The organism is Hominiventricola filiformis (assembly GCF_020686965.1).
Taxonomy (GTDB): Bacteria; Bacillota; Clostridia; order Lachnospirales; family Lachnospiraceae; genus Hominiventricola; species Hominiventricola filiformis.
In genome coordinates this window covers 1-24,290 of sequence record NZ_JAJEPS010000021.1, presented here as the reverse complement: position 1 = coordinate 24,290, position 24,290 = coordinate 1, and the positions used below count along the sequence as shown (strand labels likewise).

Below are 24,290 nucleotides of genomic sequence, written 5' to 3'. Positions count from 1 at the left end.
TTGTCTATGAGTTATGAAGAAATCACAAAAAACGATAAACAAAATATTTTTTTTCAATGTGTTCCATTTTGCATTGAACGCAGCACTTTGACTTCTCCTGATTTTGTACATATCCACAACTATCATCAACTGACTGTTGTGACCCAGGGTAGTGCCACACTGGTTGTGAATAACACTTCCTGCAAAGTCAGTGCCGGAAGCGTGTATGTCATTAGTAGTTATGCACCTCATTTTCTGGAGCATACGGACAATATTGAGGTAATTAATATCCTGTTCTCTTTAGATGATCTCATGAAATACTCTTTATCTTTGCAACAGAGTGAAGGATTTCGTTCCCTTTTTATATTTCAGGCATCCACCTCCTTCTATGATCGCCCAAATAATGTTCTAATGTTAGATTATGAAGGCATCCAGAAGGTACTTCACCTTACAGATTCCATGCTAAAGGAGATCAATAATCCGGAACCTGGACAGGATATCATTATCCAATCCTATTTTATGATTCTGATTACTTACCTATCCAGAACATTTGACCTGAGCAAAGAGCCTGATCAGAGTTCTTACTCTTTTTATCGCTTAACCGAATATATCAATCATAATTTTAGTGAGCGATTCTCTATGGAGGATTTAACCAGACTCTCATTACTTAATGAAAAGAACCTCCGTAGACTTTTTATGAAAAAATATCATTGCTCTCCAATGCAATACATTAATCACCTAAAATTAGAAAAAGCAAAGTATTACCTCATTTCTTCTGAAATGAACATCTCTGAAATCGCAAGTACCTGTGGCTTTGATGATAGCAACTACTTTTCCAGAAAATTCAAGCAGGAATTTGGAGTTTCCCCAAGAGAATTCAAGCAAAGCATAGGTGGAAAACAATAATCAAATTAATGCAAATAAAAATATCGTCAGCATTCGGCCGACGATATTTTTATTTATTATTCTATTATCTATTTAGCTGGAGCTTTTTTTTAATTATAATGAATTTTAAATAGTGATAATAACCTTTACCACACCATCTGCTCTACTGGTAAATAGATCCAATGCTTCTTTAAACTGGTCTAATGGGAAGTGATGGGAAATCATCTTTTCAGCTTCAATATATCCAGCACTCATCATCTCCAAAACTTGTTTATGACAATTTGGATTTCCTCTACTTCCAACTAGTTTCTTTTCATCCCACACGATCGTTTTAATATCAATCTCCATTTCAGGCTTTGCAGGAATTGCCACTAGTCCAACTGTTCCACCTCGTCTGCATGTATGCAGAGCAAGATTCATAGATGCCCGATTACCTGCGCAATCAAAACTCTGATCCGCTCCAATGTGATCTGTCACGGCCAACACTTGTTCCAATGCATCTGTGTCCATGAAATCAATGGCATAATCTGCACCAAATTCTTTTGCCTTTTTAAGACGTGATCCGGTTTCAAGTACTATTGTCTTACTTCCCATTGCCCGGCAAAGCATCAACATTGCCATACCAACAGGTCCGCATCCTATAATCGTAGTCCAGCCTCCCGGCTTTACTCCTGCCTGCTGGATCAGATGAAATGCAGTTGCTACTGTATCAGTTAATGCACCATGATCGTAAGTCAGGTTATCTGGAATCTTATGTAGCACTTCTGTTCTGTACACACAGTATTCTGCAAAACATCCCGGGACAGTAAAACCATACTGTTTATGTCCTAACTCTACTTTTCCAAAATTCATGCAGAGATTATAATGTCCAGCCTGACAATTTTCGCAATATCCACATCCAAGATGAGACTCTACCGCAACAGCATCTCCAACTTTATAACCACGAACGTTTTTTCCTATTTGCTCAATAACGCCTGCACCTTCGTGCCCAGGAATATGAGGAAGACTCCTTGGAAGGCCGTCTTTCATACTTCCTCCAGCCAATAGTACTGGATCAGATCCGCATATTGCAACTGATTTTACACGCACCAAAACTTCATCATCTCCACAGATCGGCATCGGTACTTCCTCTATTCCGAACTGTCCGGCTCCACGCATAACTAATGCTTTCATTATTTATCAGATCCTTTCTTCATAGTATCAGCAACAACTGCAACAATAATAATTAATCCCTTACAAATTTGCTGCCAATAAGGAGACACTCCCATAATATTCAAACCATTCTGTAGTGCTCCCATGATTAATACACCAACTACAACACCTAGCACATTTCCGACACCGCCCTTCATACTGACGCCGCCGATAACGCAAGAAGCAATCGCATCCAGATGATATTCTATACCATTACTAGTTGCACCAGCTCCAACACGTCCAGAAATCAGAATACCGGCAATTGCCGCATAAAGGCTAAGTAAAAGATAAACACAAATACGAGTCTTTTCTACACTAACACCGCAGACACGTGCTGCCTGTTCATTTCCTCCCAATGCGTACACTTTTTTCCCAAAATGTGTTTTTCGAAGAACAATATGATTAATCAATGCACATCCAAGGAAAATCAGGATCAAAACCGGCATTGCCCAATCACCTGAACCAATACGATAACTTCCAAGCCAAAGAATCACTTTATTTTCCACTTGAATAGGCTGTCCATCGCAAAACAAAAGTGCCATTCCTTTTGCAATATTTGTCATACCAAGAGTAGCAATGAACGGTGGGATCTTAGGTCCTGTGATCAAAATTCCGTTCACTAATCCACAAAACAGGCCCATCGCAATTGACAGTATAATTGCCAATAACAAATTGTTCTGTGTTTCCTGCGCAAATAACGAGCACACAACCGAGACCAATGCGATCTGTGCACCTGCCGACAAATCTACGCCGCCGTTTATAATAACAAGCATCATACCCATTGCCAAGATTCCAATCAGAGAAACTTGACGAATCATACTAATGATATTACTAGCAGCAATAAACTGCGGTTTCAAAACTGCCAGAATAGCAACCATCACAGCAAAAATAATGATAATACTATACTCATTAAAAAATCTATTAAACTTTTTACTCATTGTATTATTCTTTTCCATTTTGTTCCTCCTGCACCTGCTTATCTGCCTTCATTTAGTTGTGCCTTGCTCAAAGATGCCATTTTTACGATAAGTTCCTGGCTAAACTCATTTCTCGTTAATTCGCCAGTCATCTCACCTTCATGCATAATATAAATTCTATCACTCATGCCGATGACCTCTGGCATCTCCGAAGACACCATAATGATTGCTTTTCCTTGATTTGCAAGTTCGCAAAGCTTTTTGTGGATTTCTGCTTTTGCATTTACATCAATACCACGAGTAGGTTCATCAACAATCAAAACATCCGGATTATTGACCAGCCATCTGGCAACCAGAGCCTTCTGTTGATTTCCACCAGAAAGGTATACAATATGCTGCTCTAAAGATGTTGCTTTAATCCCCAAATTCTTTTTCTGTTTTTCAGCTTCTTCTTCGATTCGTTTGTCATCTACGAAAATCGTTTTTTTGAACTGTTTAACGGTAGGCATAATGATATTTTCTTTCACACCAAGAGGAAGAAAACATCCCGAAGCCTTACGGTCTTCTGTCAATAATCCAATTCCATGGTTGATTGCATCCTGCGGATTCTTAATATATACTTCTGTTCCTTTAATATAAACTCTTCCACTTTCCGCATGTCTTAGTCCATAGAGAGTTTCCAGAACCTCACTTCTTCCAGCTCCAACCAGACCGGCAAACCCTACAATCTCACCTCTGTGTACTTCAAAACTTATATTATGAAAATATTTTTTAAACGTCAGGTTTTCTACTTTTAGTATCACCTCGCCAATTGGTGCAAAAGTCTTTGGGAACATACTGTCCAGGCTTCGTCCTACCATCATTTGAATCAACTCATCCTGCGTTAAATTTTTTGACAAATCATGCCCCGTCTTATACCCGTCTCTTAATACCGTAATTTCATCTGTGATTTCAAGAATCTCATCCATTTTATGGCTAATATAAATAATGGTTGTACCGTTTTCCTTCAATCGACGTATTATACGAAACAAATTTGCTACTTCTCTTTCCGTAATAGCCGAAGTTGGTTCATCCATAATAATCAATTTTGAATTAAATGAAATCGCTTTTGCAATTTCTACCATCTGCATATTTGCAATGGTAAGATCTCTCATTTTTGTATCTGCACTAAAATTTAATTCCAGGTCTTCCAAGAGTTCACTGGTCATTTCTTTCAATTTTTTCTCATCTACAAATCCTAGTTTTGTCTTTGGTTCACGTCCAATGTAAATATTTTCAGCAACTGTCATATCCGGAATCGGACTCATCTCCTGATGAATCATGGAAATTCCTTTCAGCAATGCTTGATTTATATTGCTAACTTCCAGCTGCTGTCCATCAAACATAATATTTCCTTCAGTAGGAGTATATACGCCCTGTAGAATCTTCATCAAAGTCGATTTACCTGCACCATTTTCTCCCATAAGTCCCATAACAATGCCTCTGCGAACCTGAAAAGTTACATCATGTAAAACAGTTACACCAGAAAATGTTTTTGTTATATGATTCATCTCAAGGATATATTCGCTATTCATGCGTTATTCCTCCTATAATGGGTGTACAATATTCAAATAGCAGCAGGCAGCAGCCTGCTGCTACACAATTTCAATATTATATTTTACTGATTATTTTTCAAGAGAAGTAAATTGCATATAATCTGCCACATTATCTTTTGTAATTAATTCATAATCTACTTTAAATACGTCTGTAGGCGTTCCTCCCTGGATATAATCCATAGCAATCTCAAGAGCAGCATCCGCCTGAGTAAACGGAGCCTGGAAAGCCGTAGAATCAAGAATTCCATCATTTACGCCATTGATACCAGATGGGTCACCATTGATACTAATAACAGGAATGGATTCTTTTCCATCAGCTGCCAGAGCCTGCTGACAGCCTAATCCAGCGTCATCATTTAAAGCAATAATTGCATCAAATTCCGTTCCAGACTGTAACCAAGTCTCAACCAGCTCGAGTGCTTTATCACGTTTCCAATCAGCTGCACCATCCAGAACAATTTCGATATCCGGATATTTTTCTTTCAGAGTCGCAGTAATAGCATCCGTACGTTCATATGTATTGGCCTGTCCCATTATTCCCTGTACTAAGGCAATTTTACCAGAGCCATTCAAAAGTTCTCCGACACGTTCTGCTACCAGTCGACCTGCATCTGCATTATTTGCACCAACAAAAGTATCGCAGCCTTCAAACACACGATTGAAAGCAATCAGCGGAACATTAGCATCATGACATGCAGAAATAATTGGCTGTGTCTGTTTTGCATCTACCGCCAGGCAGATAACAGCCTGTGTTCCATTAATAACTGCCTGTTCAATTTGCGTAACCTGCGTGGCAGCATCATTTGCTGCATCAAGATAAGTAATTTCTAATTCTGGATGCTCTTCATTAAAAAGTTTCATACGTGACATAGTAAAGGATGCAAATGTATTGTCAAAAGATGCAATCGACACTGTAATTTTCATGGTTTCAACAGAGTCTTTTTCATCTGCTGATGTTGCAGCAGACTCTTCACTCGCTTCAGGTGTTGCAGCAGATTCTTCTTTTGCACCACATCCAAACAAACACATAGTCATCATACTGACCGATAATAAAACTACAATAAATTTCTTCATTATATTTTTCCCTTTCTTTTCTTTTATATATTGTTGATAGCAATCACCAGGACAATTACGCACTACTTATCAGCTGTTATCCACCCCCTTCTAGCCCCCTATTTTTGTGCATAATGTCAATGCTATTGTTTCTCATCTTTATTATTTTTTCACAATTCATAAATATCTTTGTTTATTTTTCTAAATTTTATCATTTTTACACAAAATAATCCTTAAATTACTCATCCGCTATCCGCACTTCTATATCCTTTTTTAGCACATTCCTTTCAGACTCTAGCATAACCTTTCTCAATTTTTCCTTTTTGCTACATATTTTTTTCGTTTTTTGCAAGATTACTATTTACAATCAAAAATCCCCCCAAATCCTTTAAAACAAGCAAATTTGAGGGGATTACAATCTTATATTCAGTTTTATTTTAAATTATAATTATGATACGAACATAAAAATATTATAAACTTATCAAAAGCAAATATTTTTAAACATTACATATGACGTTTAAATTCTCTGGGGGAAACTCCATATTCCTGTTTAAATTTTCTAGAAAAATAATTACTATCATCAAATCCACACGCTGCTGCAATTTCTGAAATATTTTGATCGGTAGTGATTAAATAATATTTTGCCCTTTCGAGTCTTAGATGATTCAAATACTGTATCGGTGAACAATGATATTTTTGTGTAAAATATTTTCTAATCTGTTTTTCACTTAATGTTGTCAGTTTCGTAAGCTCCTGCAAAGAATAATTCTCCGTAAGATTCTTCTTAATATGTTCGATTAGACAGTAAAACTCATACGTATCACGTTCCAGTTCATCTTCCAAATCAAAATAGCGAGATAGATAGGTAACCAAAATCATAAAATAAGACTGGATCACAATCTCTTTACCAGGCTCTGCATCATTTGCTTCTTGAATCAATTCATCTGCCAGTTGCATAACTTTCTGAATATTATGATATCCCAGTCTCAAAATATTACTTGGGCGATTATTCAAAAAAGTAGATACTTGAAACATAAAAAGAGAACGAAAGCCTTCACTATTATGTAAACTCTGTGTATATTTCATCAAATCTTCCAACTGAAATAATATATGTATAATTTCCAAATTTTCTGGTTCTTTCAAGCAATGCGGTGCATAACTACCGATCACAAATACATTTCTCGCGCTGACTCTACATGAAAAATTATTTACCTCTAATATTGCACTTCCTCTGGTAATAATCGTAAGCTGATGAAAACTATGAATATGAATGGGATCTGGATTGATTATCTCTCTACGCTCAATACAAAAAGGAACACATGATAATTCTACATTTTCTTTATCACTTCTTGAAATTTCTTTATAACTCACAGCTACAACATCCTTTGGTAATTTTAAGTATTTTAAAACATAAACAACACCTTTCATCAGACACATACCAAATGAAAAGTGTTGCTTTAATTATACAAATATTAATAAAATTTGTCCATTGAAAATCACCAATGACATTCTCTACTATTATTTATTCAGATTTCCAGCTGCCTCATAGGCTTTTTCAAAGAAATATTCCTGTGAATTCAGTGGCTCTTCCCCATCAGGTCTGGATACATGCCGGTAACTGCCGTCTGCCAGCTGTACTCTGGCTTTTACGTTGTCTTCCAGCATAATACGGAACATCGCTCTCAACCGGTCACGTAATGCCTCATCTTTGATCGGAACTGCCACTTCTACCCGGCGAAGAGTATTTCTGGTCATAAAATCTGCAGATGCAATAGATACCTGTTCCCGCTCACCGGTTCCGAAGAAATAAATTCTCGAATGTTCCAGATAACGGCCTACAATACTGACTACACGGATATGATCGGTTTTTCCCGCAATACCACTCTGAATACAGTTAATCCCACGAATCACCATCTCAATGCGGACGCCTGCTTTTGACGCTTCGATCAATTTATCAATGATCTTCTTATCGGTCAGGGAATTGATCTTAATACCGATATACGCATCCCGGTCTTCTATTGCCTCTGCAATCTCCCGATCCATCAGCTCCAGAACTTTATTCTGCAGACATTTCGGTGCTACCATAAGCGTATTCACATGATCCACTGTCTCGCCCATGGCCAATGCCTGAAATACCGTCATCGCATCCTGTCCGATCTCAGGATCTGCAGTCATCAGTGAAAGATCTGTATAAAGCCGCGCCGTTTTCTCGTTATAATTTCCGGTACCGATCTGGGTAATGTACTCGATCTTTCCTTCTTCCCGTCTGGTAATGAGACAGAGCTTGGAATGAACTTTTAATCCATCCAGACCATAGATCACATGACAGCCTGCATCTTCCAGACGTCTGGACCATTCGATATTATTTTCCTCATCAAAACGGGCCTTCAGTTCTACCAGTACATCCACCTGCTTGCCATTCTCCGCAGCCTCCACCAGCGCTTCTACTACTTTACTGTCTTTTGCCAGACGGTAAAGTGTCATCTTAATGGACACTACTTTCGGATCCCAGGCAGCTTCATGAAGCATATTTAAGAATGGTTTTATACTCTCGTAGGGATAAGAAAGCAGAATATCTTTTTCCAGGATCTGCGGAATCACCGGCTGCGCACGGTCGATCATAGGACTGTTCTGTGGGATACGTCTCTGGTAAAATAACTCCGGCTTTGTGCGGAGTTCATCCTGAATCCGGAACAGGAAGGAAAGATCCATAGGGGATTCCATTCGGAATACCTGCTGTTCTTTCAGACCTAACACTTCGCAAAAACGCTTCAGAATCGTCTCATCCAGCTCCCGGGTCATTTCCATGCGGACCGGACAGAGTTTTTTGCGAAGCTTCACTACTTCTGCCATATGATCCCGGTAATTCAAGTCTTCATCATAAATACTGTCTGCATCAATATCTGCATTTCTTGTAATACGGATCAATGATTTTGCTACAATCTTATATTTCCGGAATACTTTAGGCAGAAAATGCAAAATCAGTTCCTCCGCCAGCATAAAAGAACCTGGTCTTGATGGAATTGCAATCAGACGTTCAAACACTCCGCTGTTGCAGGGAATAATGGCGATTCTCTCTTTCTCACTCCGGGTTTCCAGAACTGCCACTGCATAGATATCTTTATTTTTCAAAAATGGAAATGGCTGTTTTTTTCCTACAATGATTGTTGACAGAAGTGGCTGAATCTCACTTACAAAATACCGTTCCAGATATTTTGATTCATCTTCTGTCAATTCCGAAAAGCAGATCAATTCTACTCCCTGTTCACTGATCTGTCCCATCAGTTCACGGTAAATCTGATCTTTTCTGGCAGTCAGTTCCTGAATCCTCTTCAGCAGAGCTGCGATCTGTTCCTTGGCCGTCATGTTGGTTTTATTTTCCCGTTCTTCTTTCTTCAGAAGCATCATATCGTGAAGAGAGCCAATCCGGACCATAAAAAATTCATCCAGGTTGCTTTGAAAGATAGAGAGAAAACTCAGTCGCTCGCATAACGGATTTCTACTGTCTTCTGCCTCTTCCAATACTCTTTCGTTAAATTTCAGCCACGATAATTCCCTGTTTTGATAACAGGCACTGTCATCAATCATGTTCTTTATGTTCTCCTGTCACGGAATATTCTACCCATTCTGCAATATTTACCACATGATCAGCAATACGTTCAAAATATTTTGCAACCATCATCATATCAACGCACAGCTCACCTTCATTCGGATTCTGGGCAATTTCCTGAATTACTTCTGTCTTAATCTGATTAAACAGATCATCCACCGTATTGTCTTCTTTCATCACTTTTCTGGCCAGCAGAAGATCTTTTCTGACGAATGCATCAATACTTTCTGTGAGCATGCTCATGGCAGATTCCGCCATCTGCTGAATATGTACATGCTGGGTCAGTTCACTGTTTTCCAAAAACTTTGTAATATCTGCAATGTCGGAAGCCTGATCTCCAATCCGTTCCATATCTGAAATCATCTTCAGTGCCGCGGAGATATTTCTCAGGTCTCTTGCTACTGGCTGCTGCTGCAGGAGAAGCTTCATGCAAAGATTTTCAATTTCCCGCTCTTTATTATCAATTTCATACTCTGTTAAAAATGCTTTCTGTCTGGCCTGTTTATCTGAATGAAGAAGTGCTGTCATGGCATCTGCCACTGCTTCTTTACAAAGTGCTCCCATCTCGATCAGGTCTTCATTTAACTGCTGCAGCTGCTGCTGAAATTTGTCTCTCATAACATCAACCAAACCTTCCTGTAATATAATCCTCTGTTCTCTTATCCTTTGGCATAGCGAACAGTTTTTCCGTATTATCAAATTCTACGACTTCTCCCAGCAGGAAGAATGCCGTGTTGTCAGAGATACGGGCTGCCTGCTGCATGTTGTGGGTAACCATAATAATGGTATAATCTTTTTTCAGTTCCAGTGCCAGATCTTCCACTTTAGATGTGGAAATCGGGTCCAGAGCAGATGTCGGCTCATCCATCAGAAGCACTTCCGGCTGTACTGCCAAGGCACGGGCAATGCAGAGACGCTGCTGCTGTCCGCCGGACATGCCAAGTGCACTCTTCTTCAGACGGTCCTTCACCTCATCCCAGATAGCTGCATCACGAAGGGATTTTTCCACGATGTCATCCAAATGGGCTTTATTGCGGATTCCATGGGTTCTTGGTCCATAGGCGATGTTATCGTAAATGCTCATCGGAAACGGATTTGGTTTCTGGAATACCATACCGACTCTTTTTCTAAGGAGTGTTACATCCATATTTTTATAAATGTCCACACCATCCAGTGTTACCTCACCGGTAATTTTACATCCTTCTACCAGATCATTCATCCGGTTCAGAGATTTTAACAATGTAGATTTTCCGCATCCGGATGGTCCGATAAAAGCAGTGATCTCTTTCTCTGGAATATCAAGATTAATATTTTTTAATGCATGGAAATCATCATAGTAGAGATCCAGCTTTGATATGTTGAATTTTCCCATAATTCTTTTAGCTCCTCGTAAACTTCTTCGCTACAAATGCAGAAAGGGCATTGATTAACAGTACCATAACCAAAAGGACAACCGCTGTTGCATAAGCCTGCTCCGTATAAAGTCCTTCATTTAGCAAGGCATACATATGAATTGCCAGGGTACGTCCTGACGCCATCATGTCAAAAATCGGAATTCCACTTAATTTTGTCGTCGGGATACCAGGTACTGTTCCTGCCGTATAGATCAGCGCCGCAGTCTCGCCGGTGATACGTCCGATCGCAAGGATAACTCCGGCCAGAATTCCCGGAATCGCACTCGGCAGAATAACTACAAACACGGTTCTTAACTTACCTGCACCCAGACCAAAACTTCCTTCCCTGTAAGAATCCGGTACAGACTTCAGTGCTTCCTCTGTCGTTCTCATAATGGACGGCAGCACCATAATCGCCAGGGTCAGGGCACCACTTAACATGGAATAGCCCCAATGGAATGCCACACCAAACATCAGATAGCCGAACAGACCGTAGACGATAGATGGAATACCTGACAGTGTTTCTGTAGTCATACGGACAACTTTTACCAGTTTATTTCCTCTTTTGGCATATTCCACCAGATAAATAGCAGAGAATACACCAACCGGCACAGCAAAAAGCAACGTTACCAATGTCATAACAATCGTATTAATGATGGCCGGCATCATAGATACGTTATCCGTATTGTATTCCCATGCAAACAAGCTTGGCTTCAGGCACGGGATACCTTTGATCAGAATATATCCGATCAGGGCAAGGAGAATTGCTGTGGTAATTCCTGCGGATAACCAGACGATCGTTCTTAAAACACTCGCTTTCAGTTTCTGAACTTTTGTATAATTTACTTCTTTTTTCTTCTTATCCATTGTTACTTGCTTTCTCCCTTCTTGATCAGTGAGAACAGCAGATTAATGATAAGGATAAAGACAAACAGTACTACTCCGGTCGCAATCAATGCTTCCCTGTGAAGACCTGCTGCATATCCCATCTCCAATACAATGTTCGCTGTCATAGTACGGACACCTGCCAGAAGGCTTCCCGGAATCACCGGCTGGTTACCTGCTACCATGATAACTGCCATCGTTTCTCCTATGGCACGTCCGACTCCCAGAATCACACCTGCCATAATTCCGGATTTTGCTGCCGGAAGTACCGCACAGAAAACACTTCTCTCATGGGTATCTCCCAATGCCAGAGCACCTTCGTAATAACTTTCCGGCACTGCCCGGATCGCACTTTCAGATACTCCGATAATCGTCGGAAGAATCATAATTCCAAGCAGAATGGATGCTGTCAGTACTCCTTTTCCACTGGTTCCGGTCAGATGCTGGATAATCGGCACAATCACTACCAGTCCGAAAAAGCCATAGACAATAGACGGAATTCCTGCCATCAGTTCAATGGCCGGCTTCAGAACCGGATAAAGTTTCCTGGGGCAAAATCTTGCCATAAAAACTGCACACAAAATTCCAATCGGCACACCTACGATAATTGCACCTGCAGTTACGTAAATACTTCCCACAATCATCGGAAAAATACCGAAGATTTCATTCATGGGTTTCCATTTCATTCCTGTCAGAAATGCGGTTGGTCCGATTTTCGCAATTGCAGGCAGTCCATTTGCAAACAGGAAAATACAGATCAATGCAACCGCCAGGATCGATACACATGCAGCAACCAGAAAAACAATGTGCATGATGATTTCTTTTATGTCTTTCATATAGACGTTCTCTCCAATTTCAAAACAAAAGGGTGAAACCTGATGTTTTCACCCTCCTTGTCGTTCGTGTCAGTCTGAATGACCTTACTGCGCAATCTCAGACCAGTCAGTGGTTGCTCCGGTGTAGATATTCAGTACATCTTCAGAAGTCAGCTCATCAATGGTGTTCTCTTTGTTTACAATGACTGCGATACCATCAAGTGCGATTACCTGTCCAGTCAGTTCTGCTGCTTCCTCATCTTTCAGCTCTCTGGATGCCATTCCGATGTCATAGGTTCCGTCGATCGTGGAAGTCATACCGGTAGTAGAATCACTCTGCTGTACCTCGATGGTTGCATTCGGGTTTACTGCTGCATAAGCCTCTTTCAGTTTTTCCATAACCGGAGTAACGGAAGAAGAACCGCCAACGGTGATCTTGCCTTCGGCTCCTGTTCCTTCAAATGCACCGGTGTTTCCTTCGCTTACATATCCGTTCTCTTCTACAACTGCCTGGCCCTCTTCGCTTAAGATGTAATCGATGAAGTCTTTTGCAAGACCAGTCGGTTCGCCTTTGGTTGCGATGTTAAACGGACGGGATACTTTGTATGTACCATCTTTTACATTCTCTGCAGTTGCCTGTGCTCCGTCGATCAGAACTGCTTTTACCTGATTCTCATCAAGTGATCCTAAAGATACATATCCGATTGCGTTTTTGTTTCCTGCTACCGTTGTCATCATAACAGAAGTACTGTTAGTGATCTCTGCACTGTCGATGGTGTTATCTACTTTATTACCATCTGCGTCTTTCTGCTCAATACCGAACAGCTCGATGAATGCACCTCTGGTACCTGATCCATCCTCACGGGAAAGTACGGTGATTGCTCCGCTCATGGAACCTGCTGCTGCGGTGTCGTCTGCTGCCTCTGCTGTGGTATCAGCTGCTGCGTCTGTGGTGTTCTCCGCTGCTGCGGTATCATTGGAGCTGCTTCCACATCCTGCTACGGAAGCTGCTGTCATTGCCATAATCATCATTGCTACGATTGTCTTTTTCATAATAGATTTTCTCTCCTTCATACGAATGAAATGATGTTTTTATTCTGTACCTGTTCCTTAAGTACAGGTAAGATCATAAAGGAGAAATGTAAAATCCATTATCGTGATTGCGTGAAATGTTTGTAAAATGTGATTTTACATAAAACAATCACAAAAGTACCCATCTGTGAAACGGGACTGCGGACGTTCCTTTTCACAGATGGGCACTTTCTTATTCTTATAATTCTTCAATTTTGTAAGTGGTATATCCTTCGTAATAGTAACTATGGTCAATTCCTTTCATATAGACCTCACGACTGTCTACCTCGTCCGTCAGTGCCTCCTTCAGAAGCACTTTGATCTCCACATCTTTGATGGGACTTCGTTCCATGGCAAGAAGATAATCTTCTTTGTCTACCTTACTCCAGTCCACTACTTTACCGATTTCCATTTTCAAAATATGATCCAGCCAAATACGGGTACTGCGTCCATTTCCTTCCCGAAATGGATGAGCCACATTCATTTCCACATATTTTTCGATGATTTCATCATACGTGGACTGAGGCATTTTCTCAATATTGCCAAGCGCCGCCTCCAGATACATCACCGGAGCAAATCGAAAATTGCCTTTCGCCAGATTTACCGTACGTATTTTTCCTGCAAAATCATACAATTCTTCAAACAGACACTTATGAATCTCCTGTAATGCCGCAAAAGTTCCCGCCTTCAGACTGTCAAGCGTTCCGCTTTCAAATAACCACAGTGCCTTTTTCTTACTGATTTTCTCTTCCTCACGGGCAAGTTCCGCTGAATCAGTAATACCTAATTTATTTTCGAGCGCCATATCGCACCTCCGTTAATTTTCATTATAGAGAAATCCATCCTTGAAAACAACAGTCTTTCCTTTAATGCTGAATATTTTCATCCGGATACGGGCCTGCCAGATTGGAGAAACTGTTCCAGTCTGCATCCAATGAGATTTCATAGGTCTCACCGTTGGCAGTTACCACCGTCCAGATGGAAGGATCTGCCGAATAATTCTGATATACCTTCTTCACCGGCTGTCCATTATATTGTCCGGAATGGGTTACATACCAAATGGCTGCACTCTCGTCATCTGGAAAATCTAACACCACTCCCGGCATTTCCACCTGTCTGGCAAGTTCAGCCGCACTGACAGTGGGTGACCATATCAGGTCTGATGCCAGATTCATGGTCTGAATAGAATTTTCCGCTCCCGGCACATCAGCGAAGCACCGGCTTAAGAAGATACGGCCATGTTCCAGATCCTCCGATGACATGGCAAAGTCCACGGTTCCATCATCATGGGAGAAATAATAGCACTCCTTTACCAGATATCCTGTCAGATCATAAAGTTCCTCCAAAGCTTTCTGTGCATGGGCTTCTGCCTCTGCTTCCGTATAGCAACTCTGCATACTGTCTTTGTAGCTTTCCGGAAAATACCAGTGAAGGGATGCATTCTGAAAACCGGCGCGGTGTTCTGCTGTATTTATCGTCTGCGCCTCTTCTTCTGTGGTATTTTCCATATCCATCTGTTCCACAAGTTTCAGAAGCTCCCGCACTTTTTCCGGTGATTCTGCGTAAGCTTTCAGATTGTCAATACCAAGCAAACTCTGTGCCCGGTCTATATCCACGTAGGAAATGATCTGCTCATCCGTACCGTACCACTGCACTTCTCCGAGATTGTCTGTCAGTGCCAGCATCAGTACCGAAGTGACGGACAGATCCTCATCAAGTACTGTCTCATCCACTTCATCTGTTTCTAATAAGAAATGAAATTCATAGGGTTCCTCCGATGTCTGCAGCTCCGTCTTATAAGAGAGACTCGCAAATACCGAATCAGGCCTTGCCTTTGCAATAGCTCCCAGAAGTTTTCCATTGGCAGAAGCATCTCCCACGTAAGGATTTCGTGCTTCGTAGAGAAGTTCTGCTGCCTGTGTTTCGGTATCTACTGTTACCGTGCTGCTTCTGCTCTTTGTCTGACCATCATTTGTCCCTGTATTATTTCCAGATGGATTGCTGCGGTTACTTCCCAGCAGGAGAAATACTGCCACAATCAGAATCACGGCTGCCACTCCGGTTCCAACTGCTGCCTTTTTATATTTCAGCACATGCTGGATTCTGCTCTTTACATTCGGTTCTCCAAATCCCAGAGGCATGGAAAGAGACTGTATGGGTTTCTCCGATGCAAACTGCAAAAGGGCCATACTGTATTCTTTTTTGCGCGCTTTTCCAATGAGTTCCAGTACTTTTTCATCACAGCTCATCTCCATATCCCGGCACATCACTGCCCATGCTGTCCACACCAGTGGATGAAACCAGTAGACAGCCAGCAAGAGACACGCCATGGCTTTTACAAGCTGATCCTTCCGCCGGATATGATACTGCTCATGAAGAAGTACCATCTCCCTGTTTTCTGGTTTCATTCCATATGGAAGATAAATCTTCGGATGGAGCATCCCCATAGCAAATGGAGACGGGAGACTGTCACACTCATAGATCGGAATCTTCCCCCAGTCAGGATGGTGATTCTGTTCCTCTGCCAGCACAGCCTTCTTCAGTTTCCGGCGAATACGCCAAAGGCTGAATACGTAGTAACCTGCCAGAGCTGCCATACCGATGACCCAGATGCGGGATGCCAGCCGAAGTACTCTTTTCTCTCCTGCCACATGGATGATTGGCCGAGCAGGCGTTTCCTGCTGTTCCTCACCTACGATGGAAATTTGTTGTAAATTCTCCATCGGCTGTACTTCTGATGGATTGTCTGACCGCAGAACTGCTGCCTGCTCAACACTCGTCTGCTCACTTACCGTCTGCCCCACAGTTGTCTGCTCACCCTGGAAAATTCCCACCGGTGTGCTAATAGAAACCGGACAGAGCAGCCGGAAAGCCACCACCAGCCACAGAGCATACAGATATTTTTTCGGAGCCTTATGAAAAATCAGATGCAGTACCAGTACTGCCAGAATACACCAGCCCGCTGTCATGCTCATTTTCAGGATCTGTGTAAAAACCTGCTCCAGATGCATACTCAATCCTCCCGATATTCATCAATCAGCTTTTTCAGTTCCTCTGCTTCTTTCCCTGATAATTTCTTATTTCCCAGAAATGCAGTTAAAAATCCGGGCAGCGATCCTGAAAAAGTCCGCTCCACAAACTCATCTGACTCCTTCGCCTGCACTTCCTCCTGTGTCACCAGCGGCGTCACTACCGCATGCTCATTTTGCAGCACTCCCTTTTCACAGAGCCGCTTGATCTCCGTATACGTAGTGGATTTTTTCCAACCAAGCTTTTCCGCACACAGCTTCACCAGTTCTCCAGATCCAATCGGTGCATGCTCCCATACCAGCATCATGAAGCGGTAATCACTGTTGCATAATCTGAACTCTTCCATAAATATATCCTCCGAAAGAAAAAGTCGGTTATTGTAGACCTGTTTCTTAATTCAAGTCTACAATAACCGACCAACGATGTCAAGGAGGATTTTCAGAAAGTGTCAGCTTCCCGCCGGGACAACCGGAGAACAATTTCCCTGACTGGAGCATTATATTTTTATCTCTGTTGGCTGGGTCTATATTACATCTCCATCTCTACCGCATCCACGTTTTTCATTTTCGCAGGAACTAATTTTCCCCCAGCTCTCTTTCAGTTACAATTTCATCGAAATTATCAAATTTAAGCTAGTATGACAGGAACTTTTTTCCTGTTTGTTTAGCCGAGACCCAAGTCACTTTTTCCACCCCTATTTTTTACAATTTCACCTTCACGAAATCATGTCCCATTGCCGGGATTACTTTTTCTATCAAATCTTTCACCTTAAACCGGATACTGGAAGTGTTAATGCAGGGATGACAGCCGATATACTCGCCATCTAGTACATCCTCATCAATCAGGAGCTGTACCCGGTGCTCCTTATCATTCATTAACCCCATAACACTGACCGAGCCGGGTGTGATATCCAGGAATTCTTCCATATACTCTGGTTTTGCAAAAGAAAGTCTCGCGGACCCAATCTGTGCGGACAGATCTTTGGTATGAAATACTTTCGTATCCGGAATCATCAAGAGATAAAAGGCCGTCTTCTGGCGGTTGCACAGAAACAGATTTTTGCAGATCACTGCCTCCAGTAACTGGTCAACTTCCTTACAGTCTTCCATGGTCATAGCCGGCTCATGATCTATTCTCTCATACTCCACACCCAGACGATCCAGTAAATCATACGTACGAATTTCTTTTTCCAGTCTGCCTGCGGTATCCGCAGGTCTTCCCTTCTGTAATTCCATTATGCAAGTCTCCTTTTTGCGGTTAATTTATCCACTGTAACTTTTCTGAATTGTACCACAGTTTTTCCATTAAGAAAAGCACAGCGCATCTTTTGATGACACTGTGCTTTTCACTCTTTATTCTGCTTTTTCAATCCGGTATACATTTGTCAGCTGCGCGGGTGCAGTTTCCAAAATGATCCCACCAAACCAGATGGTCACCACATCGCCTTTCTGTACCTCATCCAGAAGATTGTCCGTGGACATCACATAGTCTCCATCTGACAGCTCCATAAAACCGTCTGCCGTAGAAAGATAAGTTACCAACAGATTTCCATCCCCGATCTCTTTTACTTCCCCATTGAAATGAAGTACCTCCGGCGGTATGGAGCCATCTCTCTCCATTTCTATATTTTGAAAAATCTCCGGTTCTCCATCCATCATCACAATCACATAATTTTCTGTGCCTCTCTGATATGCATAACCTGTTCCAAAATTCGACTGATCATTTTCTGCAGGAAGCTGAGTTCCATCCACCTCTGATGTAATCTCGCCATCCATGACACCACATCCCAGCATGGAACTTACATACCCCGTATCCTGGTACACGATTCCATCAATCATCACACAAGGCGGATATGCCATCGGCCGGTTCTCCGAAAGTTCCGGCAGTGTCACGGCTTCATTATCCGATACTACCTGTTCTTCCTGCGTCTGTACTTGGACATCTGATTTCTGCTCGTCACTCTTCTGACCGCAGCCGTTTAAAAGTGCAATGGCCGCCATAAACATCATTGCTGCTGATAATTTCTTCTTCATATGAATTACCTGCCTTTCCCTTTTCTTTTACTTATAAAACGGGAAATGACAGATATTTACTACAAAAAATTTCATTTTTTACAGTCCATATTCCTGATACAATTTCTCTCGGTACACTTTATCAGAAATTGCTTTCACTAAATCGTCTGACCGATGATCTCTCATCAATTTTTCATATAAATGATTAAGCCTATCTTCTCCAATCCGAATGCCTTCTTCTCTTGAACTGCTCATCTGTGAATCGTAATCACGAATTGCCTTCTGTCTCGCTTCATATTCCAGACGTTTCCGTTCATCTGCACTAAGCTTTTGCAAAACCTCATAGGCTTCGTTAATATAATTATCTTCTCCTGCCATTTTTTCAAAATCCTCTCTACTCTCTGCAGCCAGAAACCGCATCCATTTGATAATCAGCGGTTCCTCTTTTTGCTCCGGTGGAAGTTTCTTTAATTCTAATACATAGATCTCCAGTAAATCCGTATACTTTTGCTTCGTTGTCAGATCACAGAATGCAATTTCACGAAAGCACGTCCGGTCTTCATGAAACAGGTTAAAATTCAAAATACTGACCTGAATACATGGTTTTAAATTTTTATATTTATCCCCCTCTTTAACCTGTTCCGCATACATTTTACTTAAATAAAAAATAACCCGATTATTCCAGAATTCAAATGGTGCCACCTGCATTTCCAAATCCATCTGTGAACCATTTTTCATCCGTACCCGAACATCCAGAATACCATACTTACCATCTTCTGTATCTTTGCTGAGAATCGTTGGCATCAATGTAGTCTCTGCAATTTCTTCCGGATCTTTATTTAAAATTGCTGCAATAAATCCTTTTCTGATCTCCGAGTACGCCAATAATTCTTTAAAGCAATAATCCACTTTCGGGGACATTAAAAAATTATCTTTCGCTTTTGTTTTCATATAGCTTCTCCTTTCAAATCCTACAAAACAGATATCAAAAGAGAAACTTTCCTTTTTATAATTTTATCACAAATTCTTTTTCTCTGAAAGCTACTTCTTCCCGTATCTGCTCTATATTAAATTGTGTCATTATCGGGAATTTTGCTCGATCAGAGCTCCGAAAATGCTTTTGCATTATTTAGATAAATTGTATATTTAGATAGTAACATATAGTTATTTAAAAAGCAACTTATTTTAAATAAAATACCAGGGAAATGTTCTCATCACTTTGCAATCCACGGGAAATCAACCCGGTGCATTCCTGAGTGAATGCGGAATTGACCAGATAATCGGTGGAATCCATCCGTTTCTGGATATCTTTTTTTGTGGTAAAAGCTCCTTAAAATCTTTTATTCTCGCACATTTATCCGATAAACAAAGAGCCGCTTATTTCCAAATCTACTTGAAAATAAGCGGCTCAGACCACAACAGATTTTACATTTCCACACTATACGAACGGGTAGTGCCTTCTTCCTTTTTCTTCTATATAATAGAATCAGTAAATTCTGAGAGCCGAAAGGAGGTTTTTCCATGGGAATTTTTTCACGGAAGAAAAAAGAAGACAAGACTGCCGCTGACCCTGTATGGCAGGAGAATCCACTGTTTGAACAGGAAGAGCCACAAAGAATCTCTACTGTCAATGTCCCTATGCGCGATTTATACGATGAATTGTCGGCTTCTAAAAAAGGAGGCAGCGGACTTTTTAAAAAGAATTCAGATAAGTATAATGAAGTTTCTGACAGTATGGTTCGCGTGTTAAGTTTACTGGCTTCTCCTTTGAAGAAAAATGATTATGAATCCACAAAGGAAGTGGCACGTCAGGTAACAAACAGTTATCAAAATCTGGTCTCCAAGTGCGACCGTTATCTAAATCGCTATGCTTTCTCTGACCGCGGTAAAGCTCGGCAGGATATTGTCGAGAAAATAAAAGCGCAGGCCATGGAAGACCAATTAACACTGACTACTTACTGGGGACAGTATCAGACTCTTCCTGCTTCGGAACAGGCTTCCAATGTATGGCAGGCTGTGGAAATCGCACGTCGCAAAAAGTTTTATATGAAAAAAGCGGATTCCGAACACAGTCATGTCGGTGGTTTAGCCAGTCGTCTGACGGTACTGAAAGAAGGTGATCTGGAGAACACGGATACTTCCGGCTTTTTTAAAGATGCTGAAATATTTACATATTATGAGGATAAAGAAGTTCTTATTTTCAAACTTATGGAACGAGCCCTCAAGCTGTCTCCTATTTCTGATAGCCTTTATGAAAAGGCAAAGGAAAAAATGTTAAGTTGTACTTCTTCCTGGGATCTGACAAATACATCCATTCAATCACTGGCAGACATCTTAAAAAATATGGATGAAATGTTGACTGTTCCAGAATTTTCTTCTTATGTAAAATCCTTATGTGCACTTGCAGATTCTTATGATATCACTTCCTACAATATTCGAACAAAAGGTCTTTTAAACGTAAATTTGCAAGATGGAGAGAGCATTAATCTTACTAATAGAAATGTAGCTACCAGCCGTATGGCCGATCTTCTTGGTGCCGGAGATGTAATTGCCCGATCAGAAACCGTCGAAATGGTGGAACCTGGAAAAGCCACCGGAAGAGTTGGAAATCTGATGCAGAAAGCAGAAGGAAAAGCTGCCGCTGCCATTGCTGAACGTTATAAAAATAAAACCGCATCCTCTGATTCCGGTGATATTTCTCAGAAAATAACCGGTAATTTACAACGTCAGCTGACAAATCTTCAGGTACTGGATTATATTACAGGTCAGATTGACAGGCATACGAACAATTATTTTATTCAGGAAGACGAGTCTACCGGAATGTTGACTGGTGCGACCGGAATAGATAATGATTTTTCCTTTGGTGATGCTTTCCAGTTAAATAACATCATCGGGCAAAACGGAATCAGTATCTTTAATGATGATGGAACTTTTCATATTCCACATATGGATGCAGCTATGGCAGATCGGATTCTGGCCGTGAACAAGGAACAGCTCTTCTTTCTGCTTGGCGATCTGTTGGATCCATCCGCCATTGAGAATGCCTGGAAACGTCTTGCACAGGTACAGACAGCTATCAAAAAAGAAAAAGAGGAAAGCGGAAGTCATTTCTTTCTTCAAAATCAGGAATGGAATGCAGAGACACTGGAAGAATTTAAAAATACGACCGTTACCGGAATGTTTAATAAGAAAATAGGCGGAACTTACGTTTCAAGACTTTTACTATAAGATTCGCAAGTGGACGAATCGGAAAATATTTCCAAAAAATATCCGGCAATTTAAACTTCAAAAAAGGAGCTGTTGATCCCTCACCTATTTTGCAGCAACTCCTTTTTCTTCTGTTAGTTTTCATTACTCTTTGGGCAGGTGACTGTTCTTCCGCAACGACTCATTTTCCAGCTTCTTCTTCCATCATATCTCCATATAATCCGAAATCTTTGCTGAGCATGACTTTTCCTGTTTTCGCATTTTCATTTTTGATACTGTACAGCACATCCAGCATGGATACCGGCTCATTTCTCGCTGCTGCCAGGAAGGCGGCATTCAGAACGATATTTTTAATCGACCCACCGGAGATTTCAAACTGTTCCGCCAGATAATCATAATCCAGATATTCTGTCGGAATCTCATCGGAAAAACTGGATTTCCAGAGTTCTTTTCTCAAGCGTGCATCCGGGAGTGAAAATTCCACCACATATCGAATACGCCTCATGAATGCCTCATCAATATTTTTCCGATAGTTGGTCGCCAGAATCACGATGCCATCATACTGCTCGATTCGCTGCAGAATATAGGACACTTCCGTATTGGCATATTTATCCTTTGCCTCGTGCACATCACTTCTTTTTCCGAAGATCGCATCAGCTTCATCAAAGAACAGCACCGTATTGTTCTTCTCTGCCGCATTAAAAATTTCTTCCAGCCGTTTCTCCGTTTCACCAATGTATTTGTCGACTACCTGGGACAGATCAATCCGGTAAAGCGGCAGATTCAGCATATTGGCAATTACGTGAACTGCCATGGTTTTACCGGTTCCGGGCGGGCCATAAAACAGTGCGGATACATTTTTTCCATAGGAATATCTGCTTTCCAGATTCCATTCATCATACACTTTATGCCGGTGCCATACGTGCGCACAGATATTGTTGAGAATCCTTTTTTGCTCCGGCCAAAGTTTCAAGTCATCAAAGGTATACTGAACCGGGATTCTTTTGATGCTGCCGCAGGATGGCTTCAGAAGAACTTCTTCACAGATTCGGCCGATCTCGCTCTCACCGATGGTCAATGCAGCAGAGGTTACCACGATACGCTCTACCGCTTTGCGGATTTCTTCGGCGGAAAGTTTAAACTTCGAGCCTGCTGTAATGCAGTCTACCTGCTTTCGAATTCCATGTTCTTCCGTAAATCCCTTCCAGAGTGCAATTCTTTCTGGTCTTCCATACGCAGGCACCAGCACATACTCTACATGGCTGTGAATCCGCGGAATCACTTCTGCTTCCATATCTGTACACAAAAATACACGAATATTCTGAGCAAGCATCGGTCTCAGGAAATGCGTCAGTACCTGTTCCAGTGCTTCCTGACTGATATGATAAAGACAGATTCCACAATCAAGGAGCATGCCTTCCCGAATCAGTAACTGTGGATATAACAGGCCATCTTTACACTGCTGAATCTGCCGGATATCCGCCAGAATCATTTTCTGTCCTGTTGCATGGCATGCTTTTTTCAGGAGAAACTTCTTTCCGCATCCTGTATTTCCTGCGATCTGGACACAGTCCCCGTTCTCCTTTCTCAAGATATCTGAAAGTTCTTGCTCAACCGCCTCATTTACGTAGATTTCTCCAGGATCTTCCTCTCCTGTGTAAAGTTCAGTTCCCACACGGGTTAATTTTTCATCAATAACATCCGGATCCAGAAAATAGTCCAGGATTCTTGTATCTGCCCAGAAAACATGCCTCAAAAATAATCCATGATTTTTCTCACACTGCAAAATACGCCCGGCACATTCCCAGACCTGTTTCATTTCTTTATAAGTAACTTCCTCATCACACAACGATTCCATCACATCCAGTGTGATTCCATTCCACTGCTCTTTTGCAAACTGGTAAAATTCCGGATACAGAAGTCCTGCAATACAACAGTCCAACAATTTTCTGCTGATCTCTGTATTTCCACAAAGTTCGATCAGTCTCCTGTATTTTTCAGCTTCTTCACTCTCTTCGGCTAGCAAGTTCTGGTACACTTCCCTGATCTCACCTTCCTCCGACAATTCTGTTTCAAACAGGTGATGGTATTTTTCAGGAAGATTTTTTCCCTCTTTCATCTGGATCCATGCCAGAATCACTTCTGTCAGATACTGTATATATCTCATAGGCCCACCTTCTACAATTTCACTTTTTCTTATTCTACCACGATTTCTCTTTCTCCGAACGAAGCTTCTTCCCGTATCTGTTCTGCATTCAATTGTGTCATTATCGGGAATCTTGCTCGATTGGAGCTCCGAGAATGAGATGTGAATTAGCTAGATTTATTGCATATTTGCATTATAATATACAGTTATGTAAATAACAACATTTTTCCATCTCAAATTGCTTTTTTCTTTCCTCTATACTACGCCAAAAAAAGTGTGTGTTCACTTGTATTTACCTTTATTACCTTAGGTATTATTTATGCAGGTGTACGCAACGGAATCGAGCGCGTGTCCAAATTTATGATCCAGTATCTCTGCCCCATCTTCGCAGCTATCATACTGATCAGCTCCGTGGCCAATGCTTTCGGTTGGATATCCATGTAAAAAATCCCACATTCAGAATAATTCCCACCATAGTGGATACCGGCGCAGCCAGACCG

20 protein-coding genes are annotated in these 24,290 nt (G+C 41.3%); 2 read left to right on the top strand and 18 right to left on the bottom strand.

Features of this window, described 5'->3' with window-relative positions; translation table 11 throughout:
* Positions 1 to 6 precede the first annotated feature (6 nt).
* Entirely contained in the window at positions 7 to 885 is an 879-nt protein-coding gene (locus tag LKD36_RS14965; protein WP_308460096.1) for an AraC family transcriptional regulator, read from the top strand.
* A gap of 105 nt (positions 886 to 990) precedes the next feature.
* On the opposite strand, the gene LKD36_RS14960 is transcribed toward LKD36_RS14965, so the two are convergent.
* From LKD36_RS14960 to LKD36_RS14880, 17 genes are all read right to left on the bottom strand, one after another.
* Positions 991 to 2,037, bottom strand: coding sequence for a zinc-dependent alcohol dehydrogenase (locus LKD36_RS14960; protein WP_308460095.1), 1,047 nt, complete (start codon positions 2,035 to 2,037; stop codon positions 991 to 993).
* The gene (locus tag LKD36_RS14955) at positions 2,037 to 3,011 is read right to left on the bottom strand and encodes an ABC transporter permease (protein WP_308460094.1); all 975 of its coding nucleotides are present in this window, start codon (positions 3,009 to 3,011) and stop codon (positions 2,037 to 2,039) included. The genes LKD36_RS14960 and LKD36_RS14955 overlap by 1 nt, the downstream gene beginning before the upstream one ends.
* Before the next feature lie 20 nt (positions 3,012 to 3,031).
* The gene (locus tag LKD36_RS14950; RefSeq protein ID WP_308460093.1) at positions 3,032 to 4,546 is read right to left on the bottom strand and encodes a sugar ABC transporter ATP-binding protein; all 1,515 of its coding nucleotides are present in this window, start codon (positions 4,544 to 4,546) and stop codon (positions 3,032 to 3,034) included.
* Positions 4,547 to 4,636: 90 nt separating this feature from the next.
* Positions 4,637 to 5,641, bottom strand: a complete 1,005-nt coding sequence (locus tag LKD36_RS14945) for a substrate-binding domain-containing protein (protein ID WP_308460092.1) — start codon at positions 5,639 to 5,641, stop codon at positions 4,637 to 4,639.
* 483 nt (positions 5,642 to 6,124) lie between these two features.
* The gene (locus tag LKD36_RS14940) at positions 6,125 to 6,991 is read right to left on the bottom strand and encodes an AraC family transcriptional regulator (RefSeq protein ID WP_308460091.1); all 867 of its coding nucleotides are present in this window, start codon (positions 6,989 to 6,991) and stop codon (positions 6,125 to 6,127) included.
* A gap of 147 nt (positions 6,992 to 7,138) precedes the next feature.
* Entirely contained in the window at positions 7,139 to 9,208 is a 2,070-nt protein-coding gene (ppk1, locus tag LKD36_RS14935; protein ID WP_308460090.1) for a polyphosphate kinase 1, read from the bottom strand.
* Positions 9,201 to 9,848, bottom strand: a complete 648-nt coding sequence (phoU, locus tag LKD36_RS14930) for a phosphate signaling complex protein PhoU (RefSeq protein WP_308460089.1) — start codon at positions 9,846 to 9,848, stop codon at positions 9,201 to 9,203. Before phoU ends, ppk1 begins: the two co-directional genes overlap by 8 nt.
* A gap of 4 nt (positions 9,849 to 9,852) precedes the next feature.
* Positions 9,853 to 10,602, bottom strand: coding sequence for a phosphate ABC transporter ATP-binding protein PstB (gene pstB / locus LKD36_RS14925; protein ID WP_308460088.1), 750 nt, complete (start codon positions 10,600 to 10,602; stop codon positions 9,853 to 9,855).
* A gap of 7 nt (positions 10,603 to 10,609) precedes the next feature.
* Positions 10,610 to 11,491, bottom strand: a complete 882-nt coding sequence (pstA, locus tag LKD36_RS14920) for a phosphate ABC transporter permease PstA (protein ID WP_118769693.1) — start codon at positions 11,489 to 11,491, stop codon at positions 10,610 to 10,612.
* 2 nt (positions 11,492 to 11,493) lie between these two features.
* Positions 11,494 to 12,345: a phosphate ABC transporter permease subunit PstC gene (gene pstC / locus LKD36_RS14915; protein WP_308460087.1), complete on the bottom strand. Its 852-nt coding sequence runs from the start codon at positions 12,343 to 12,345 to the stop codon at positions 11,494 to 11,496.
* Positions 12,346 to 12,429: 84 nt separating this feature from the next.
* Positions 12,430 to 13,377 carry a substrate-binding domain-containing protein gene (locus LKD36_RS14910; protein WP_308460086.1) on the bottom strand — a complete coding sequence of 316 codons (948 nt, stop codon included), beginning with the start codon at positions 13,375 to 13,377 and terminating at the stop codon, positions 12,430 to 12,432.
* Between the two features lie 217 nt (positions 13,378 to 13,594).
* A complete protein-coding gene (fic, locus tag LKD36_RS14905) occupies positions 13,595 to 14,200 on the bottom strand; it encodes a protein adenylyltransferase Fic (RefSeq protein WP_308460085.1) in 606 nt (201 codons plus the stop codon).
* Positions 14,201 to 14,261: 61 nt separating this feature from the next.
* Positions 14,262 to 16,406 (bottom strand): M56 family metallopeptidase, encoded by a 2,145-nt coding sequence (locus tag LKD36_RS14900; RefSeq protein ID WP_308460084.1) that lies wholly within the window; start codon positions 16,404 to 16,406, stop codon positions 14,262 to 14,264.
* 2 nt (positions 16,407 to 16,408) lie between these two features.
* Entirely contained in the window at positions 16,409 to 16,771 is a 363-nt protein-coding gene (locus LKD36_RS14895; RefSeq protein ID WP_308460083.1) for a BlaI/MecI/CopY family transcriptional regulator, read from the bottom strand.
* A 355-nt stretch (positions 16,772 to 17,126) separates the two neighbouring features.
* On the bottom strand, positions 17,127 to 17,660 hold the full coding sequence (locus tag LKD36_RS14890) for a prolyl-tRNA synthetase associated domain-containing protein (protein WP_118769687.1): 534 nt from the start codon (positions 17,658 to 17,660) through the stop codon (positions 17,127 to 17,129).
* Positions 17,661 to 17,777: 117 nt separating this feature from the next.
* Complete coding sequence (locus tag LKD36_RS14885; protein WP_308460082.1) at positions 17,778 to 18,458, bottom strand: hypothetical protein; 681 nt, start codon at positions 18,456 to 18,458, stop codon at positions 17,778 to 17,780.
* A gap of 78 nt (positions 18,459 to 18,536) precedes the next feature.
* Positions 18,537 to 19,388, bottom strand: coding sequence for an Rpn family recombination-promoting nuclease/putative transposase (locus LKD36_RS14880; protein WP_308460081.1), 852 nt, complete (start codon positions 19,386 to 19,388; stop codon positions 18,537 to 18,539).
* A 570-nt stretch (positions 19,389 to 19,958) separates the two neighbouring features.
* On the opposite strand from LKD36_RS14880, the gene LKD36_RS14875 reads away from it, so the two are divergent.
* The gene (locus LKD36_RS14875; protein ID WP_308460080.1) at positions 19,959 to 21,665 is read left to right on the top strand and encodes a protein kinase family protein; all 1,707 of its coding nucleotides are present in this window, start codon (positions 19,959 to 19,961) and stop codon (positions 21,663 to 21,665) included.
* Between the two features lie 160 nt (positions 21,666 to 21,825).
* On the opposite strand, the gene LKD36_RS14870 is transcribed toward LKD36_RS14875, so the two are convergent.
* Positions 21,826 to 23,811, bottom strand: coding sequence for an ATP-binding protein (locus LKD36_RS14870; RefSeq protein ID WP_308460079.1), 1,986 nt, complete (start codon positions 23,809 to 23,811; stop codon positions 21,826 to 21,828).
* Positions 23,812 to 24,290: the final 479 nt, after the last annotated feature.

Excerpts from the sequence above, each read along its gene's own strand:
- LKD36_RS14965 (WP_308460096.1), top strand. The coding sequence starts at position 7 with ATGAGTTATGAAGAAATCACAAAAAACGATAAACAAAATATTTTTTTT.
- LKD36_RS14960 (WP_308460095.1), bottom strand. The coding sequence starts at position 2,037 with ATGAAAGCATTAGTTATGCGTGGAGCCGGACAGTTCGGAATAGAGGAA.
- LKD36_RS14955 (WP_308460094.1), bottom strand. The coding sequence starts at position 3,011 with ATGGAAAAGAATAATACAATGAGTAAAAAGTTTAATAGATTTTTTAAT.
- LKD36_RS14950 (WP_308460093.1), bottom strand. The coding sequence starts at position 4,546 with ATGAATAGCGAATATATCCTTGAGATGAATCATATAACAAAAACATTT.
- LKD36_RS14945 (WP_308460092.1), bottom strand. The coding sequence starts at position 5,641 with ATGAAGAAATTTATTGTAGTTTTATTATCGGTCAGTATGATGACTATG.
- ppk1 (WP_308460090.1), bottom strand. The coding sequence starts at position 9,208 with ATGATTGATGACAGTGCCTGTTATCAAAACAGGGAATTATCGTGGCTG.
- phoU (WP_308460089.1), bottom strand. The coding sequence starts at position 9,848 with ATGAGAGACAAATTTCAGCAGCAGCTGCAGCAGTTAAATGAAGACCTG.
- pstB (WP_308460088.1), bottom strand. The coding sequence starts at position 10,602 with ATGGGAAAATTCAACATATCAAAGCTGGATCTCTACTATGATGATTTC.
- pstA (WP_118769693.1), bottom strand. The coding sequence starts at position 11,491 with ATGGATAAGAAGAAAAAAGAAGTAAATTATACAAAAGTTCAGAAACTG.
- pstC (WP_308460087.1), bottom strand. The coding sequence starts at position 12,345 with ATGAAAGACATAAAAGAAATCATCATGCACATTGTTTTTCTGGTTGCT.
- LKD36_RS14910 (WP_308460086.1), bottom strand. The coding sequence starts at position 13,377 with ATGAAAAAGACAATCGTAGCAATGATGATTATGGCAATGACAGCAGCT.
- fic (WP_308460085.1), bottom strand. The coding sequence starts at position 14,200 with ATGGCGCTCGAAAATAAATTAGGTATTACTGATTCAGCGGAACTTGCC.
- LKD36_RS14900 (WP_308460084.1), bottom strand. The coding sequence starts at position 16,406 with ATGCATCTGGAGCAGGTTTTTACACAGATCCTGAAAATGAGCATGACA.
- LKD36_RS14895 (WP_308460083.1), bottom strand. The coding sequence starts at position 16,771 with ATGGAAGAGTTCAGATTATGCAACAGTGATTACCGCTTCATGATGCTG.
- LKD36_RS14890 (WP_118769687.1), bottom strand. The coding sequence starts at position 17,660 with ATGGAATTACAGAAGGGAAGACCTGCGGATACCGCAGGCAGACTGGAA.
- LKD36_RS14885 (WP_308460082.1), bottom strand. The coding sequence starts at position 18,458 with ATGAAGAAGAAATTATCAGCAGCAATGATGTTTATGGCGGCCATTGCA.
- LKD36_RS14880 (WP_308460081.1), bottom strand. The coding sequence starts at position 19,388 with ATGAAAACAAAAGCGAAAGATAATTTTTTAATGTCCCCGAAAGTGGAT.
- LKD36_RS14875 (WP_308460080.1), top strand. The coding sequence starts at position 19,959 with ATGGGAATTTTTTCACGGAAGAAAAAAGAAGACAAGACTGCCGCTGAC.
- LKD36_RS14870 (WP_308460079.1), bottom strand. The coding sequence starts at position 23,811 with ATGAGATATATACAGTATCTGACAGAAGTGATTCTGGCATGGATCCAG.